The 16002-nt window shown below is 64.5% G+C and carries 14 protein-coding genes; 9 read left to right on the forward strand and 5 right to left on the reverse strand.

Annotated elements, in window-relative coordinates; translation table 11 throughout:
- Positions 1-880 precede the first annotated feature (880 nt).
- Entirely contained in the window at positions 881-1135 is a 255-nt protein-coding gene (locus tag AOQ71_RS21235; RefSeq protein ID WP_245317047.1) for a hypothetical protein, read from the reverse strand.
- 294 nt (positions 1136-1429) lie between these two features.
- Between AOQ71_RS21235 and AOQ71_RS21240 the strand changes: the two genes are divergently transcribed.
- The 9 genes from AOQ71_RS21240 (at position 1430) to AOQ71_RS21280 (ending at position 12241) form a co-directional block, all read left to right on the forward strand.
- Positions 1430-2653, forward strand: a complete 1224-nt coding sequence (locus AOQ71_RS21240; protein ID WP_057750449.1) for an SMP-30/gluconolactonase/LRE family protein — start codon at positions 1430-1432, stop codon at positions 2651-2653.
- A 134-nt stretch (positions 2654-2787) separates the two neighbouring features.
- Positions 2788-3906 carry a D-alanine--D-alanine ligase family protein gene (locus AOQ71_RS21245; protein WP_057750452.1) on the forward strand — a complete coding sequence of 373 codons (1119 nt, stop codon included), beginning with the start codon at positions 2788-2790 and terminating at the stop codon, positions 3904-3906.
- A gap of 40 nt (positions 3907-3946) precedes the next feature.
- On the forward strand, positions 3947-5050 hold the full coding sequence (locus AOQ71_RS21250; protein ID WP_057750456.1) for an NAD(P)/FAD-dependent oxidoreductase: 1104 nt from the start codon (positions 3947-3949) through the stop codon (positions 5048-5050).
- Between the two features lie 212 nt (positions 5051-5262).
- Positions 5263-6507, forward strand: a complete 1245-nt coding sequence (locus AOQ71_RS21255) for an ABC transporter substrate-binding protein (RefSeq protein ID WP_057750459.1) — start codon at positions 5263-5265, stop codon at positions 6505-6507.
- A gap of 109 nt (positions 6508-6616) precedes the next feature.
- Positions 6617-7492 carry a branched-chain amino acid ABC transporter permease gene (locus AOQ71_RS21260; RefSeq protein ID WP_057750463.1) on the forward strand — a complete coding sequence of 292 codons (876 nt, stop codon included), beginning with the start codon at positions 6617-6619 and terminating at the stop codon, positions 7490-7492.
- Between the two features lies 1 nt (position 7493).
- Complete coding sequence (locus AOQ71_RS21265; RefSeq protein WP_057750466.1) at positions 7494-8420, forward strand: branched-chain amino acid ABC transporter permease; 927 nt, start codon at positions 7494-7496, stop codon at positions 8418-8420.
- Positions 8420-9901: an ATP-binding cassette domain-containing protein gene (locus AOQ71_RS21270; RefSeq protein ID WP_057750471.1), complete on the forward strand. Its 1482-nt coding sequence runs from the start codon at positions 8420-8422 to the stop codon at positions 9899-9901. Before AOQ71_RS21265 ends, AOQ71_RS21270 begins: the two co-directional genes overlap by 1 nt.
- A 42-nt stretch (positions 9902-9943) precedes the next feature.
- On the forward strand, positions 9944-11182 hold the full coding sequence (locus AOQ71_RS21275; RefSeq protein ID WP_057750474.1) for an ABC transporter substrate-binding protein: 1239 nt from the start codon (positions 9944-9946) through the stop codon (positions 11180-11182).
- Between the two features lie 159 nt (positions 11183-11341).
- Positions 11342-12241, forward strand: coding sequence for an SMP-30/gluconolactonase/LRE family protein (locus tag AOQ71_RS21280; RefSeq protein ID WP_057750477.1), 900 nt, complete (start codon positions 11342-11344; stop codon positions 12239-12241).
- 11 nt (positions 12242-12252) lie between these two features.
- On the opposite strand, the gene AOQ71_RS21285 is transcribed toward AOQ71_RS21280, so the two are convergent.
- From AOQ71_RS21285 to AOQ71_RS21300, 4 genes are read right to left on the reverse strand one after another with little or no spacing between them, the layout of a single operon-like run.
- Positions 12253-13551 (reverse strand): MSMEG_0569 family flavin-dependent oxidoreductase, encoded by a 1299-nt coding sequence (locus AOQ71_RS21285; protein WP_057750480.1) that lies wholly within the window; start codon positions 13549-13551, stop codon positions 12253-12255.
- A 12-nt stretch (positions 13552-13563) separates the two neighbouring features.
- Positions 13564-13851: an MSMEG_0570 family nitrogen starvation response protein gene (locus AOQ71_RS21290; protein ID WP_057750483.1), complete on the reverse strand. Its 288-nt coding sequence runs from the start codon at positions 13849-13851 to the stop codon at positions 13564-13566.
- The gene (locus tag AOQ71_RS21295; RefSeq protein ID WP_057750486.1) at positions 13844-15010 is read right to left on the reverse strand and encodes an MSMEG_0565 family glycosyltransferase; all 1167 of its coding nucleotides are present in this window, start codon (positions 15008-15010) and stop codon (positions 13844-13846) included. The genes AOQ71_RS21290 and AOQ71_RS21295 overlap by 8 nt, the downstream gene beginning before the upstream one ends.
- On the reverse strand, positions 15007-16002 hold the full coding sequence (locus AOQ71_RS21300) for a sll0787 family AIR synthase-like protein (protein ID WP_057750490.1): 996 nt from the start codon (positions 16000-16002) through the stop codon (positions 15007-15009). The genes AOQ71_RS21295 and AOQ71_RS21300 overlap by 4 nt, the downstream gene beginning before the upstream one ends.

Consider the following 16002-nt stretch of genomic DNA (forward strand, 5'->3'; position numbering starts at 1 on the left):
GAGTTTTCGCGCCGTCAGTCTCAAGGGCGCCTGAGGTGTCCGGTGATCTCGACCAACCCCTGAGTGCCCAGGCGCGCAGCGCCCAGCCGGCCCTCAGGGGCAGCTAAGAAGAAGCCCGCCAAGAAGCAGGGTGGGCAGCGCGGCCGGGATCGCGGCGGCGGCCAGAGCCACCTCCCCAGAAATCCCATCGATTTGGCCGCGAATCAGCATTGCCAGACCCTTTCGAGCCCCAAATCCTCGGTCAAAACCGTTGACGGTTGGTTGCCGGGAGGCTCGGTGCACCGTTTCTAGACGACAAATGGCAGCAACTGCAACGCCAAAAGATGGTCAGGGGGACTGACCTTATTGGGGGCGCTCTCCGTGCCCCGGACGCGCTGCAGCGTCCAACGCTGCCATACTCTCTCCACTCGTCATTGCGAGGAGCCCTTGCGACGAAGCAATCCAGAATCCCTCCGCGGAAAGACTCTGGAATGCTTCGCTGCGCTCGCAATGACGGAGTGTGAGGCGGCATCGCGATCGTCCAATGCGCATTTCAATATGTAGACACACCCTCGCCTTCTCGCGGCGCATTCCGCCCGAGCTTTGCTGTTCGCGTCACGCCCTCCGCAATCAAAGGGCGCAGGGAAGGCCGGGTGCCGGCAGGCACCCGCGGCCTGCTGCGCGAAGATGTAGCGCAAAGAGACCGCAGAGCAGCATACACGACAAATCCGAATTTCGGCAAAGCGGAATATCTCAAGGGGTGGTTTACCGAACTATGGGATGTTTTGCTTGTAGCCCGGATGAAGCGCAGCGCAATCCGGGACAGCTCGTGTTTGTGGCACGCCCCCGGATTGCGCTGCGCTCCATCCGGGCTACGAACCAACCAATGTGCGAGCCGAGCCTATCCCACCCGGCGCGCGCGGGCCCTGCTCTCCCAGCGATCCAGCATCAGACCGAGTTGACCAAGCTCGCCGGTAGCCGCATGTGCAATCTGATTGGCGGCGGTCGCGTCGTTCGTGTTGGCGGGCGCATTGGCGTTCAGCCAATCCGGTTGCGCGTAGCCGCTCCAACGGCGGGCTTCCGCACGACGTTTACGAGACTGCTGATCGCGCAGGAAATAGCCCGCCGCAAACGCAATCCCGAGCAGCACGCTCAATATGACAACTTCCACAACCAACTCCGACCTTTCGCCCCAAACAGTTTTTGCGAAGCATCGCGTGCGAGGTCAAGGCTTGACATGAACGAAGCTCGCTTCCCGCGAACTGCAGAGACAGAACGAACTGCCAGCCGCCCAAACGCGGCCGCAATGCGGCCATGTTTCGACCTCGACACGCCAGATTGTCTCGCAGAGGATGCGAACCTTTCTCTCGCAACCAGGCGCGGACCAGACTAACCTCGCACCCGCTCGGCCGGATCAACCGGCCAGCCAATATGATCCGGGAGGACGCGAATGACACGCCAACAGCCGCGTGAGCAGGATGCTGCGCTTTCACGACGAACGCTGGTTCAGGGCCTTGCGCTTGGTGCCGCGGCCACGATGGCCGGCACGGGCACAGCGCTCGCCCAGAACGGCCCTGCCGCCCCGCCGACGACGATCACCACGCCGCCGCGCGACTTCAGCCCCCGCGGCGCGCCGACCACTTATTTCTGGGACCCCGATATCATCGCGGTCGATCCCTCCTTCGAGGACCTCGCGCAGCCCAACACCGCGATCAAGCGGCTCTATACCGGTCTGTTGTGGGCGGAAGGCCCGGCGTGGAGCGCGCAAGGACGCTATCTGCTCTGGAGCGACATTCCCAACAACAGGCAGATGCGCTGGAGCGAGGATGACGGCCATGTCAGCGTATTCCGCATGCCCTCCAACAATTCCAACGGCAACTCGTTCGATTTCCAGGGGCGCCAGCTGTCCTGCGAACACCTGACCCGGCGGGTGACGCGCTACGAGCATGACGGCACCGCCACCGTGCTCGCCGACAATTACAACGGCAAGAAGCTGAACTCACCGAACGATGTCGTCGCCCATCCTGACGGCAGCTACTGGTTCACCGATCCGCCCTATGGCGGCCAGCTTTACGAGGGCGAGCCCGACGGTCCGGGCGGACCGAGCAATGCGGCCGGCAAGCTCAATCCGAAGATCGGGCAGCCGGCCGGCTTCGCACCCGGCAAGCGCGAGCTGCCGACCAACTGCTATCGCATCGACCCCTCAGGCCGCGTCGATCTCGTCGTCACCGAAGATCAGGTGCCCGACCCGAACGGCCTCTGCTTCTCGCCCGACTACAAGAAGCTCTACGTGGTCTCGACCGGCAAGGGCCCCGGCGACACCGGCGCCGGCGGCAAGGGCGAAGTCTTCGTGTTCGATGTCGGCAGCGACAACAAGCTCTCGAACCAGAAGAGATTCAGCGACTTCATGATCGACGGCGTGAAGTGCGGGCCGGACGGCGTGCGCTGCGACGTCAACGGCAATGTCTGGGCCTCCAGCAATGCCGGCCGCGCGGTCGGCTATAGCGGCGTGACGGTGTGGTCGCCGGAGGGCAAGCTGCTCGGCCGCATTCGCCTGCCCGAAGTCTGCGGCAACGTCTGCTTCGGCGGACCGAAGCGCAACCGCCTGTTCATGGCCGCGAGCCAGTCGCTCTATGCGGTGTACACGGCGACGCAAGGCGCGGGGCCGGGCTGAGGGGGTGTAGGCTGAATTGCGACGAGGCGCCGGCGTGCCCCGCCGGCGCCGACTTGTTTCGAATGTTCATCATCGACGGGTGAACATAGAGGCAAAAGAGGTGACTTCCGCGCGAAGCGCGTGATAGTTGAAGCATGGCAGACAAAATTCGCGTTGTTGTTCTCTATGGCGGCAGGTCCGGCGAGCACGAGGTCTCGCTGAAATCGGCCGCTTCCGTGCTTCGGCATCTGGATCGTGCGCGCTTCGAGGTGATCCCCGTTTCCATCGACAAGACGGGGCGGTGGCAGTGGAACGATCTGGCGGCGATCGACCCGGCGCAGCCGTCCTTGCCGATCCTGCTCGATGCACCCGAGATGCGGCTCGCCAGAGGCACTGACGGACGCGGCGTTCTCATGCCTGTTTCCGCAGGCGCAGTTGGCCCGATCGAGATCGACGTCGTGTTTCCAGTCATGCACGGTCCCCTGTGCGAGGATGGCACCGTGCAGGGCCTTTTGGAGCTGGCCGAAGTCGCCTATGTCGGATCGGGCGTTCTCGCCTCCGCCATCAGCATGGACAAGGACGTCGCCAAGCGGCTGGCTGAATTCGCCGGCGTTCCGGTCGCGCCCTATCGCGTGCTGACGCGTAAAGCCTTCGCCGCCGATCGCCCCGCCTCTCTCGCCAGGGCGATCGAGGGCCTGAGCCTGCCGGTGTTCGTCAAGCCGTGCAACATGGGCTCCAGTGTCGGCATCCACAAGGTGAAGACGCTGGATGCGCTTGGGCCCGCGCTCGATGATGCATTTCGCTACGATCTCAAGGTGCTGGTCGAACAGGGCATCGACGCCCGCGAGATCGAGGTTGCCGTGCTCGAGGGCGAGACGCTGTTTGCGAGCGTTGCCAGCGAGCTCAATCCCAACGCTCAGCACGAATTCTATTCCTACGAGGCCAAATATCTGGATCCCGACGGCGCGCGCGTCGATCTTCCGGCCAGGCTCGATGCCGCCCAGATGGCGCGCGTGCGCGCGCTCGCGGTGCAGGTGTTCGCGGCGCTCGAATGCAGCGGCCTTGCGCGCGTCGATTTCTTCCTCGATCGGCAAACCGGCGAATTCTGCTTCAACGAGATCAACACGCTGCCCGGCTTCACCTCGATCAGCATGTATCCGAAGATGATGGAGGCCTCCGGCGTGCCGTATCGCGAGTTGCTGACGCGCCTCGTCCATCTGGCGCTGGACCGCCATCAGCAGCGTCATGCGTTGGATCGCGGCTATTCGAGCTAGGTTGTCTCCGCAACAATAGGCGCCACGTCAGGGATAAGCCATGCGCGTTGTGATCTGCGGCGGCGGCGTGATCGGGGCCTGCACCGCCTACTTCCTCCGCCGCCACGGCGCCGAAGTTATCGTCGTGGAGCGGACCGAAGTCGCGGCGGCGGCCTCCGGCAAGGCCGGCGGCTTTCTGGCGCGCGACTGGTGTGCGGGCACGCCGCTCGACACGTTGGCGCGGCGCAGCTTTGCCCTTCACGCACAACTGCCCGGCGAGATCGCCGGCGATTGGGGCTATCGCCCGATGAGTGCGTATAGCGGCTATGTCGCGACCGATGACGATCCGCGTCGGACTACGTCGTCCGAGCTCGACTGGCTGAGCGATTGTGTCGTCCTCACGCAACGCATCGGCACGACCGAGACGACCGCGATCGTTCATCCCAGAAAGTTCACGTCGGCCGTGATGAATGCGGCGATCGCGCAAGGCGCCGAGCTTCGCCATGGCCGCTTTACTGGCATCGCGCGCGACGCAGATCGCGGCGCTGTCAAGGGCGTCGGGGTGGAAGACGATGTCATCGAAGCGGATGCCGTCGTGATCGCAATGGGGCCCTGGTCGCTTCTCGCTGCAAGCTGGATGAGTCTGCCAGCCCTCTATGCCCAAGACAGCCCGAGCATTTTGTACGACACAGGCACAAAGGTCTCGGCAGACGCCTTGTTTCTGGATACGGAGATCCACGGCCACGCCACCAGCATCGAGGTGTTTCCTCGCCCGGACGGCAGCACCTATGTCACCGGCTTCCCCGACACCTCTGCCTTCCCCACTGATCCGGCCGACGTGGAGCCGGGGCCGAACACCACCCGATGGCTGCAACAGATATCGGAGCGACTATCGCCGCTGTTCCGGCCGGAGAAGATCATCGCGAAACAGGCTTGCTTTCGTCCAGTGACGGCGGACGGCTTGCCGCTGATTGGCCGCGTGCCGCAGGATGAAGGGCTCTATGTTGCGACCGGACACAGTGTCTGGGGTATCCTGAATGCTCCTGCAACCGGTGAAGCCTTGGCGGAGTTGATCGTCGAGGGCGCAACGCGCAATGTCGACCTCGCGCCGTTCGATCCTGCCCGGCTCAAGCCACTCGATCTGCCGCGGCGGCGATGGCCCTGATACGCTTGCGCGCCGCGCTGCGCTCGCATGCCAGCCGACGAAATCTGCATGCCTGCGTGCGGAATAACGCTCCGTCCTGCCCGATATTTACGCAGCTAGACTTTAGTCCCCTTCGTACACTCCTGAATACAGTTCCACTTGCCGAGGATTCTCTCGCCGTTATAGTCGCGCGCCAATAGCAAAAGAAGCTTGGTTCAAAGGGAGAGAACAATATGAATAAAGCACTCTCTGGTGCATTGCGATGTGCGTTTGGTGCCGCCGCGGCGGGCGTCGTGTTAGCGGCCTCAAATGCGGCCTTTGCAGCCGATCCGATCAAGATCGGCGTGATCGCGGAGGCGCAGGCCATTGCCGGCGCATCGATCCCGCAGGCGGCGCAGCTCGCCGCCGACGAGATCAACGCCGGCGGCGGCGTCGATGGCCGCAAGATCGAGATCATCGGCTACGACAATCACTCCTCCTCGGCAGATTCGGTGCGCGCGTTCCAGCGCGCGGTGAACGAGGACAAGGTCAACGTCGTCATCGCCAGCTATATCAGCGAAGTGGTGCTGGCGCTGGAGCCCTGGGCCTCGCGGCTGAAGACGCCGTTCGTGACGCCGGGTGCTGCCTCCAACGAGATCAGCAAGAGCGTCCACGCCGATTACGAGAAGAACAAGTACACGTTCCACGGCTACCTGACCTCGGCGGCACTGGCGCTTTCTGTGTGCGACGGCGCCAAGGACCTGCTCGTCGACAAGATGCACATGAAGACGGCGGTCATCATGAGCGAGGACGCCGCCTGGACCAAGCCGCTCGACGTCGGCTACGAGGAGTGCCTGCCCAAGGTCGGACTGAAGGTGCTCGACCACATCCGCTTCTCGCCTGATACCACCGACTTCACCCCGATCTTCAACAAGATCGAGGGCGCCAAGCCCGACGTGATCATCACCGGCATCTCCCATGTCGGCGTGCAGCCGACGGTGCAGTGGAAGAACCAGCAGGTGCCGATCCCGATGTTCGGCATCTCCTCGCAGGCGACCAACGAAACCTTCGGCAAGGACACCAATCAGGCCGCCGAAGGCGTGCTCTATCAAGGCGTCTCCGGGCCCGGCGTCGCCGTGACGCCGAAGTCGGTGCCGTTCGCGGAAAACTTCAAGAAGAAGTACGGCAACTACCCGTCCTATGCCGGCTACACCGCCTATGACGAGGTCTATTACATCGCGGATGCGGTGAAGCGCGCGGGCTCGACTGATGCCGACAAGCTGGTCGATGCGCTGGAGAAGACCGACTGGGAAGGCACGATCGGCCGCGTCCAGTTCTATGGCAAGGACGATCCGTTCACGCACTCGATCAAGTACGGCAGGGGCCTGATCACCGGGCTGATGCTGCAATGGCAGGACGGCAAGCAGAGCGCGGTCTGGCCCAAGGAGGTCGCCAAGGTCGACATCAAGTTCCCGAGCTTCATCAAGCTCAGCAACTGATCGGAACAGCTCCCGGGGCCATCGCCCGGGAGCTTCCACTTGCGGCGCTGCACCTTTCCTCAACGCCGCAGCCTGACTGCCAGCCCATAGACCGGATTGCCAATCTTCAATGCGAGCTTTCCAGATTCTGATCGATGGCTTTGCCATCAGCGCTCTCTACGCTCTCGGCGCCACCGGCTTCACACTGATCTTCGGCGTCTCCGGCGTGCTCAACCTCTCCCACGGCGCCATCATGGTGGCGGCTGCGGTGGCGGCATGGGCTGCCGCGAGCATTCTGGGCGTCGGCACCTATGCCGGCGCACTTATTGGCGTCGGCGTCGCCCTCCTCACCGCTTTCCTCACCTACTTCGCCGTCGTGAAGCCGATCCAGGATTCCCGGCGCATCCCGAATGAGGAAAAGGAGATTTTCGTCCTCACCGGCACCCTGCTCTGGGGCATCATGATCCAGGAGCTGATCGCCTATTTCTTCACCAACAACGCCAAGACCGTGCTGCCGATCGTCGAAGGCGTGGTCGATATCCTCGGCGTCCGTACGCCCACGAACGAGATCTTCACCGCGATCGTGTGCTGCCTCGTCATCGCTCTGTTGTGGCTCCTGGTGAACCGCACCCGCACCGGCAAGGCGGTGCTGGCGGCCTCGATGAACCCGCGCGGCGTCACCCTGCTCGGGCTCGAGCTCACCAACATCTATATCGTGGTGTGGGCGATCTACGGCATCCTCGCCGGCATCGCCGGCGTGCTGCTCGGCATGTTCCTCGGCGTCAGCTCCTACAGCGTCGGACCGTTGACCGCGAGCGCGTTCTCGATCGTGGTGCTCGGCGGCCTCGGCAGCGTCTCCGGCTCGCTGATCGCGGCCTTCGTGGTCGGCTATCTCGAAACGCTCACGGCCTATCTGGTCTCGCCGGCCTATCGCACCATTCCGGCGCTGCTGCTGCTCGTGTTCGTGATGTACATCCGGCCCCAGGGCCTGCTGGGGAGGCGCTGAGATGGCCGGCTTCTTGACCTCGCGCCTGTTCTTCGTCTCGCTGGCGCTCGTCATCATCGCGGCGACGCTGCCGCTCTACGTCTCCGGCTACGTGCTCGGGCTGCTCACGGTCGCGTTCTATTTCGGCGTATTCGCGATGGCATGGGATCTGCTGTTCGGCTTTGCGGGCGAGGTCAATTTCGGCCCGACCTTCCTGATCGGCGTCGGCGCCTACACGGCTGGCATCCTCAATGCCCAGTTTGGCTGGTCGGTCTATCTCTGCATCGTGCTCGGCGCGCTTGCCTCGGTCATCGCGGGCCTCGTGCTGGCGCTGCCGGCGCTACGCGTGCGCGGACCGTATTTCGGCCTGACCACGCTGGTAGCGGTGCTGATGCTGCAAAACTTCGTCGTCGTGTTCGCCGACCTTACCGGCGGCGAAATCGGTCTCACCATCCCTGACGTCATCACCATCAATGCCGGCGCCAATTACTGGATCGCGCTCGGCTTCATGACGATCTCGGCGGCGATCCTCTACGGCCTATCGCAATCCCCTGTCGGTCTCGTGCTGCAAGCGAGCGGCCAGGATCCGGTGCAGGCCGGCGCGCTCGGCTTCAACATCGTCAAGCACAAGCTCGCCGCCTTCATCGTCAGCGCGTTCTTCTCGGGGCTCTCGGGCGCGCTGCTGGTGTTCTACTTCGGCACCGCCTCGGTCGGCACCGTCGTCGACGTCGCGGTCGGCGTCAACGTGATCGTCTCGGCCGTCCTCGGCGGAAGGCGCACCGTGCTCGGCGCGGCGCTGGGCGCGATCTTCCTGATCGTCGCCGGCGAGTTTCTGCGCCCGACGGGCGAGCTTGCGACCTTCATCGTCTCGGCGGTGGCGCTGCTCGTCGTCCTGTTCTTCCCCGGCGGCTTCCTAGGAGCGGCCCTCTCGCGCGAGGCTCGCTCGTAATGGATCAGAGGCTTTCCAACCGGCCCGTGCTCGAAGTCCGCGGCCTCACCAAACGCTTTGGCGGCCTGACCGCGGTGAAGAACCTCAACTTCGACGTCAACAGCGGCGAGATCTTTGGCCTGATCGGGCCGAACGGCTCGGGCAAGTCGACCGCGATGAAGAGCGTGATGGGCATCGAGCGCCCGACCGCAGGCGACGTCGTGTTCGAAGGCGAGAATGTCGCCGGCCTGCCCGCACACAAGATCGCGCGCAAAGGCTTTGGCATGGTGTTCCAGCACTCGCGGCCGCTGAACCGGCAGACGGTGCTGGAGAACATCATGGTGGCGCTGCTGCCGGACAGCCTGTTCATGCTGTTTCCGGACAAGGCGCTGGTCGAGCGCGCCAAATGGATCGCCGACCGCGTCGGCTTGGGCTCCGTGATGAACCGCCGCCCGCCGACGCTGCCCTTCGCCGATCTGCGCCGGCTCGAGCTTGCGAAAGCGATCGCGCGCGACCCAAAAGTGGTGCTGGTCGACGAGCCCTTCGCCGGTCTCACCCGCGCCGAGGTGGACGTGTTCTCCGACCTGATCCGCAGCTTCCGCGACGACGGCCGCGCGGTGATGCTGGTCGACCACAACGTCAAGAGCGTCGCGGCCCTCGTCGACCGCGTGCTGGCGATGTATCTCGGCGAGGAGATCGTCACCGGCAGGGCCGACGACGTCATGCGGAACGAGACGGTGCGGCGGGTCTATCTCGGCGGCGCCATCGAGACCCATGCGCGGCCCGAGACGAGCTTCAAGGACAAGGTGCCGCTGCTCCAGGTCGAGAATGTCAGCGTCCATTACGGCAAGGCGCAGGCGCTGGAGAATGTCTCCATCCACATCCACGAAGGCGAGTTCGTCTCCATCGTCGGCCTCAACGGCGCCGGCAAGACCACGCTGTTCAACACCATCTCCGGCTTCCTGCCCTACACCGGCGAGATCGTCCGCGGCGGCGAGAAGCTGCGCGGCACCAGCCCCGCCAGGATCGCGCGCAGCGGCCTCGTGCAATGCCCTGAGTCCCGCGAGCTGTTCGGCGAGATGACCGTGCGGGAAAATCTCGATCTCGGCGGCCAGCACCTGGACGACGAAGCAAGGGCGAAGCAGCTCGCCTGGCTGTTCGAGCTGTTTCCGATCCTGAAGGAGCGCCAGGGGCAGATGGCGCAAACGCTGTCAGGCGGCGAGCAGCAGATGCTGGCAATCGGCCGCGCGCTGATGATGCAGCCGCAGATCCTGATCCTGGACGAGCCGACACTCGGCCTTGCGCCCGTCATCCTCGAGCTGCTCTCCAAGGCGCTGGAGAAGTTGCGGCAGACCACATCGATCACCGTGCTGCTCGGCGAGCAGAACGTGACCTTCGCGCTGCCCCATGCCGACCGCGTCTATGTGCTGGAGCACGCCAGGATCGTCTGGGAGGGCGATCCCGGCCGCTTCGCCGCGGAAGCCGGTGCCGATTTTCTCTAAGTCGCGCGTATCACCAAAGAAAACAACGAAAGGGAAACGACCATGCGATCATCGACGGTTTTGGGTGCCGCCCTCCTCAGCTCCGCTCTGGCGCTATGCCTCGCAGCTCCCGCCTACGCGCAGTCGAACGACCCGATCAAGATCGGCGTCATCGCCGAGGTGCAGGCGATCGCAGGCGCGGCGACACCCGGCGGCGCGCAGATCGCTGCCGACGAGATCAACGCGAAGGGCGGCATTCTCGGCCGCAAGGTCGAGATCGTCACCTATGACAACAAGAGCTCCTCGGCCGACTCGGTGCGCGCGTTCCAGCGCGCGGTGAGCGAGGACAAGGTCTCGGCCGTGATCGCGAGCTACATCTCCGAGGTCGTGCTGGCGCTGGAGCCCTGGGCCGCGCGGCTGAAGATGCCGCTGATCACGCCAGGCGCCGCCTCGAACGAGATCACCAAGGCGATCCATAACGACTACGAGAAGAACAAGTACACCTTCCACGGCTACCTGACGTCAGCCGCGCAGGCCCAGCTCGTCTGCGATGCCGCCAAGGACCTGCTGGTCGACAAGCTCAAGTTCAAGACCGTCGCGATCATGAGCGAGGACGCCGCCTGGACCAAGCCGCTCGACGTCGGCTACGAGGCCTGCCTGCCCAAGGCCGGGTTGAAGGTCGTCGAGCATGTGCGCTTCTCGCCTGACACCACCGACTTCACACCGATCTTCAACAACATCGAAGGCAAGAAGCCTGATGTGATCGTGACAGGCATCTCCCATGTCGGCGTGCAACCGACGGTGCAGTGGAAGAACCAGCAGGTGCCGGTGCCGATGTTCGGCATCAGCGCGCAGGCGCTGAGCCCGACCTTCTGGAAGGACACCAACGGCGCAGCCGACGGCGTGCCCTCGCTTGCGGTCGCGACGCCCGACGTCGCCGTGACCTCGAAGACCAAGCCGTTCGCGGCCGCGTTCAAGGCCAAGTTCGGCGCGCCGCCGGCCTATACCGGCTACACCGCCTATGACGAGGTCTACATCATCACCGACGCAATCAAGCGCGCGGGATCGACCGACCCGGACAAGATGGTCGCCGAACTCGAGAAGACCGACTACGAAGGCACGATCGGCAAGATTCAGTTCTACGGCAAGGATGACGAATTCACCCACGGCATCAAGTCCGGCCCGGGCGCGGTGACCGGCCTGGTCTTCCAGTGGCAGGACGAAAAGCAGGTCGTGGTCTGGCCGGAGAAGATCGCGGAAGGCAAGCTGAAGTTTCCGAACTTCGTGAAGCTGTCGCAGTAACAGGCCTAAACGCCAGATCACATGCGCGATGCCCGGGCCCTCCCGGGCATTTCGTTTTCGACCCTTGAAGCGAACCACGCTTGCAAAATTGTCAGGGTCGATCAAAGTAACGACCGCACGCAGGCCACTTCAAGAATCTGCGGCCATCACGGAGGACGCATGCTTCCCTATGTCGTTCACGACCCTCGCTTCGAGAAGCTGGTCATCGGCCATGTCAATCTCGAAAAGCTCTTCACCGGCTGCCGCTGGGCCGAAGGTCCCGCCTATTTTCCGGCCGGACGCTACCTGATCTGGTCCGACATTCCGAACAACCGGATGATGCGCTTTGACGAGACCGACGGATCGGTGTCGGTGTTCCGCGCGCCGAGCTTCAATTCCAACGGCAACACCACCGACCGCCAGGGGCGGCTGGTGAGCTGCGAGCATTTCATGCGGCGCGTTAGCAGGACCGAGCATGACGGCTCGATCACGGTACTGGCTGACGTGTTCGAGGGTCACCGGCTGAATTCGCCCAACGATGTCGTGGTCAAGTCGGACCATTCGATCTGGTTCTCCGACCCGACCTACGGTATCGACAGCGACTATGAGGGCCAGCAAAGCCCATCGGAGATCGGCGCCTCCAACGTGTATCGGATCGATGCCAACACCAAGGCCATCACACGCGTCGTGTCCGACCGGGTGCAGCCGAATGGCCTCGCCTTCTCGCCGGACGAGACGCGGCTCTACGTCGCCGACACCGGCGCGACGCATGTGCGCGGGCTGCCGCCGACGATCTGGTCCTACGAGGTCAAGGGACAGACGGTCGGCGAAGCCTCGCTGTTCGCGACCTGCCCGGACGGGCTCTATGACGGTTTCCGTGTCGACATCCATGGCAACATCTGGACCTCGGCGGGCCGCAGCGTGTTCTGCTACGCGCCTGACGGCACCCACATCGGCACGGTCCCGATCGGCGAGATCGTCGCCAATGTCTGCTTCGGCGGCCCGCGCCGCAACCGCCTCTATATCTGCGGACAGACCTCGCTGTATTCGATCTATCTCAACACGCGGGCGGCGGTGTAGGGCGTGCGAGGCTACACCGCTTCTCTCGCTGCATATTGCTCGCGTGGGGCTGCCTGATACGTGCCAGCGTGCGACGCACTCGATCGGGCCTCGATGTGGTCTGCCACAAACTCTGCATCACGCCCGATGCCGACGAACCGGCCGGAGCCCCAGGTGTAGAGCCAGGGCAGGCCGATCACATAGGCGCCGTCGACCGACGTGACGCCCCGCTTGTGGGTTGGATAACCGGTGCCGTCGAACATCGGCAGGTCGACCCAGGACCAGTCGGAGCGGAAGCCGGTCGTCCAGATGATGCTCGTGATGCCGCTCGCTGCGAGATCGAGCTCCGTGGGCACCGCGGCGGGGGTCCACACGGGCTCGTAGTGAGGCGTCTCGGGCGCGGCGATCCTGTTCCTAGCGATGTGCTCGTCGATCATCCGGCAGATGCCGTTATAGACGCGATCGGCATTGTCGAGATTGACCTGGAGATCATCGCCAAGCTGCAGGCGCGTTCCACGACCGTCCTTGAGGCGACCGTAGAGCTTCGTGCCCTCGAGCGCGAATTTGCGCAGATCGATGTCACGGCCGCCGTCCCGTCCGGTCAGGTAATGGTTGGCGTTCTTGCGGACCCCCTCCTTCAGCGAATGCTTGTCGACCGGCAGGTCGTACTGGCCGAGATCGTCGAGCCAGTCGACGGCGTCGCGGCCGCGATAGAAACGCGGGCACCGCGGCGCGCTGCCGACGGCGAGATGCACCTTGCGGCCCGCCAGGTGCAGATCCTCCGCGATCTGGCAGCCCGATTGCCCGCTTCCCACCACGAGGATCTCGCCCGGCGGCAGCTGATCCGGATTGCGGTAGGCAGAGGAGTGGATCTGCATGATCGAGGCATCGAGCCGGTCGGCAAACGGCAGCACTTTTGGAACGTGATATCCGCTGACGGCGAGCACGACATTGTCGGCGGCGATCTCGCCGGCGGTGGTCTCGAGCATGAAGCCGCGACCGGATCGCCGCAGACGCGTCACGGCGACGCCCTCGCGGACTGGCGCATCGATGTGCCTGGCGAAATCCTCGATGTATCTGACGATCTCGTCGCGCAGCATGAAGCCGTGCGGATCGCTGCCGGCATACAAAAATCCCGGCAGCTTGCATTGCCAGTTCGGCGTCACCAGGCAGAACGCGTCCCACCGCTGCGTCTTCCAGGAATGCGCGATGGTGTTTTTCTCCAGCACAATATGCGCGATGCCGCGCGCCTTGAGCTGCGCGCTCATCGCAAGGCCAGCCTGGCCGCCGCCGATCACGACGACCGGATAATGGGTGTGAAGGTCGGACATGATCAGCTCCTGCTAGTCTTCAAACGAGACGATGGTGACGGAAGCGCCAGGCGTGGCCTCGAACTGCGCGGCCGCCGCCTCGATCCGGGCGAGCTGACCGAGGGCACGCGAGCAGAGGAAACCGTACTTCTCGCGGACGCGCTCAGCCGCGATCGTCAGCGCGATGCGGCTGCGCTCGCGGAAATCGTCGAGCGCATAGGTCGTGCCGGCGACGAAGTGGTCCTTGATGACGACCGAGGGCGAATAGCAGGCCTCGATCCGCTCATCGGGCCAGCGCACGCGAAAGTGCATCTCAGGCATAATGCACCTCGCGCATGTCCTGATAGGTCGTCATGTGGGCCTTGGCAGTGCGGCGCCAGTCATGAAGCCGGGCAACCCTGGCGCCATTCGCAATCAGGCGCGAGCGCAGCGGCTCAGTGAGCGCGCTCAGGGCGGCATCCGCGATCGAGCCGGGATGATGCGGATCGCACCAGGCAACATCGTCCGCGCCGAGATATTCCGTGAACGGCGCGAGATGCGAGACCACCGCGGGCACGTTGCTCGCCATCGCCTCCAGCACGGCCAGGCCAAAGCCTTCGCGCAACGACGGGAACAGCAGCACATCGGCCAGACGAAACAGCGATGGCATCTCGGCATCCGCCAGCGGACCGGTTTCGATGACGGTATCAACAGGCAACCCCGCATCGCGCAGCCGCGAATTGAACTGCTCTCGATACGCGCCATGATCCAGCAGAGAAGCCCCGCCGGCGATGACGAGCTGCGCGGACCGGTGCACGGCATGCACCTGGCGGAAAGCCTCAAAAATGCCGAGCGTATTCTTGCGCTGCTCGACACCGCCGATGGAAAGCAGGATCGGGCCTGCGCGAAGGCCGAGCCGGGCACGCAACACCTCATCGCCAGGAGCGACAGCGGGCGAATAGCGCGCCGTGTCGACGCCATTGCCGACCAGCGTCGCCGCGCGCGACATCTCCGCCTGCAGCTGCACCTGCCAGAACCGGCTGACGACGAACAGGCCGTCGGCGTGGACGATCGAGCGACGGTCGAGCTCGCCGAGCCGCTCGTCGGCGAATGTATCGATGTGATGAACGGTGCGGACATAGCGCTGGATCAGGCCGCGCTGCTTCAGCGTCGCGAGCGCATTGCCGGAGATGCCGTCCTGGGCGTGGAAGACGTCGAACTGGCGGTGCGCTGGATCCTCAAAATATTTGACATAGTCGGCGATACGCGCCTCGACCATCGCGACGACGTCGCCCGAGACTGACGATGCAGGCACCGAGCGCGTCGCGGCGACGCTGCGGCGGAAGAAGCCTCTGCCTGTTGGGTCCGGCGCATGCGCGACCGGCCTATGTCCGAGGTCGGCAAGGGCGTCCGCCAGCGCGAGCGCATGCACCACGCCACCTCTTGGATTGGTGGAGTGCGCGAGGATCGCGATACGAAGCCGGGGCAAGTCGTCGCTCATGCCACGCTCCGCTGCTGATGGCCCTGCCTTGGCGCACAGCCGATCAGCGGCTGCGCCGCAAAATCCCAGACCGTTGCCCGAGCGGAACCGGCGCTGATATCGACTGATGTCCCCGCGCTGACTTCTCCGATCGCGGCGGCCGCAATGCCGCGCCGCTGGAAGCGCGACAGGATCTCGTCGACGTCTCCGGGCCTGGCTGACAACAGATAGCCGAAGCTCGGAAACGTCAGCAGCCAGCGCTCGAGCGGCGCGCTCGCAGGAATCGGAATCGCCTCGACGTCCAGGGTGATGGCGACCTGCGAACACTCGGCCAGCATCGCCGCGGTCCCGACGATGCCGCCCTGGCTGATGTCCTTGGCGGCAAGCGCGAGCCCCGCCTCGGCAATGGACGGCAGGATCTCCAGATCGCCCCGCAAGCGCTCCGCCGGCGCGTCGGTCGCTGCCTCCCAGTTGGCGAACGGCTCGCGGTAACGGCCGCGCAGATCGATCGCCGCGATGAGCTTGTCGCCGGGCCTGGCGTCGAAGCTGGTGAGAAGCCGCCTGGCGCGACCGAGGATCGCGACGGCGAACTGGCTCTGGCTGCTGCGCACATTGGTATGGCCGCCGATGACAGGCACGCCGAATGTCTTCGCCGCAGCCTTCAATCCGTCGAGAATGGGCGCGGCCTTGTCCGCGCCATTGGACCAGATCGCATTGACGATGGCCGTCGGCCGTCCACCCATCGCGGCAACATCGGAGATGTTGACCATGGCGCCGCACCAGCCGGCGAACCAGGGATCGGCAGCGACGAATTCGTTCATGAAACCTTCGATGGCGAACAGGGTGTAGCCGTCACCCTCCGGGATCGCTGCGCAATCGTCCCCCACCGCAATGGCGTCGCTGCCCGACAGGTCGAGCGCAGCGGCAACGGCCGCGATGTCAGCCTTGGCGGCGATGCCGCGGCTTTTGCGGAGTGTTTCGGCGAGGCCAGTGAGCGCGGCGCCCGTCAGCAT

Origin of the sequence: Bradyrhizobium manausense (genome assembly GCF_001440035.1) — a bacterium.
GTDB classification, from domain to species: domain Bacteria; phylum Pseudomonadota; class Alphaproteobacteria; order Rhizobiales; family Xanthobacteraceae; genus Bradyrhizobium; species Bradyrhizobium manausense.

Excerpts from the sequence above, each read along its gene's own strand:
- AOQ71_RS21240 (WP_057750449.1), top strand. The coding sequence starts at position 1,430 with ATGACACGCCAACAGCCGCGTGAGCAGGATGCTGCGCTTTCACGACGA.
- AOQ71_RS21245 (WP_057750452.1), top strand. The coding sequence starts at position 2,788 with ATGGCAGACAAAATTCGCGTTGTTGTTCTCTATGGCGGCAGGTCCGGC.
- AOQ71_RS21250 (WP_057750456.1), top strand. The coding sequence starts at position 3,947 with ATGCGCGTTGTGATCTGCGGCGGCGGCGTGATCGGGGCCTGCACCGCC.
- AOQ71_RS21255 (WP_057750459.1), top strand. The coding sequence starts at position 5,263 with ATGAATAAAGCACTCTCTGGTGCATTGCGATGTGCGTTTGGTGCCGCC.
- AOQ71_RS21260 (WP_057750463.1), top strand. The coding sequence starts at position 6,617 with ATGCGAGCTTTCCAGATTCTGATCGATGGCTTTGCCATCAGCGCTCTC.
- AOQ71_RS21265 (WP_057750466.1), top strand. The coding sequence starts at position 7,494 with ATGGCCGGCTTCTTGACCTCGCGCCTGTTCTTCGTCTCGCTGGCGCTC.
- AOQ71_RS21270 (WP_057750471.1), top strand. The coding sequence starts at position 8,420 with ATGGATCAGAGGCTTTCCAACCGGCCCGTGCTCGAAGTCCGCGGCCTC.
- AOQ71_RS21275 (WP_057750474.1), top strand. The coding sequence starts at position 9,944 with ATGCGATCATCGACGGTTTTGGGTGCCGCCCTCCTCAGCTCCGCTCTG.
- AOQ71_RS21280 (WP_057750477.1), top strand. The coding sequence starts at position 11,342 with ATGCTTCCCTATGTCGTTCACGACCCTCGCTTCGAGAAGCTGGTCATC.
- AOQ71_RS21285 (WP_057750480.1), bottom strand. The coding sequence starts at position 13,551 with ATGTCCGACCTTCACACCCATTATCCGGTCGTCGTGATCGGCGGCGGC.
- AOQ71_RS21290 (WP_057750483.1), bottom strand. The coding sequence starts at position 13,851 with ATGCCTGAGATGCACTTTCGCGTGCGCTGGCCCGATGAGCGGATCGAG.
- AOQ71_RS21295 (WP_057750486.1), bottom strand. The coding sequence starts at position 15,010 with ATGAGCGACGACTTGCCCCGGCTTCGTATCGCGATCCTCGCGCACTCC.
- AOQ71_RS21300 (WP_057750490.1), bottom strand. The coding sequence starts at position 16,002 with ATGCTGACGGGCGCCGCGCTCACTGGCCTCGCCGAAACACTCCGCAAA.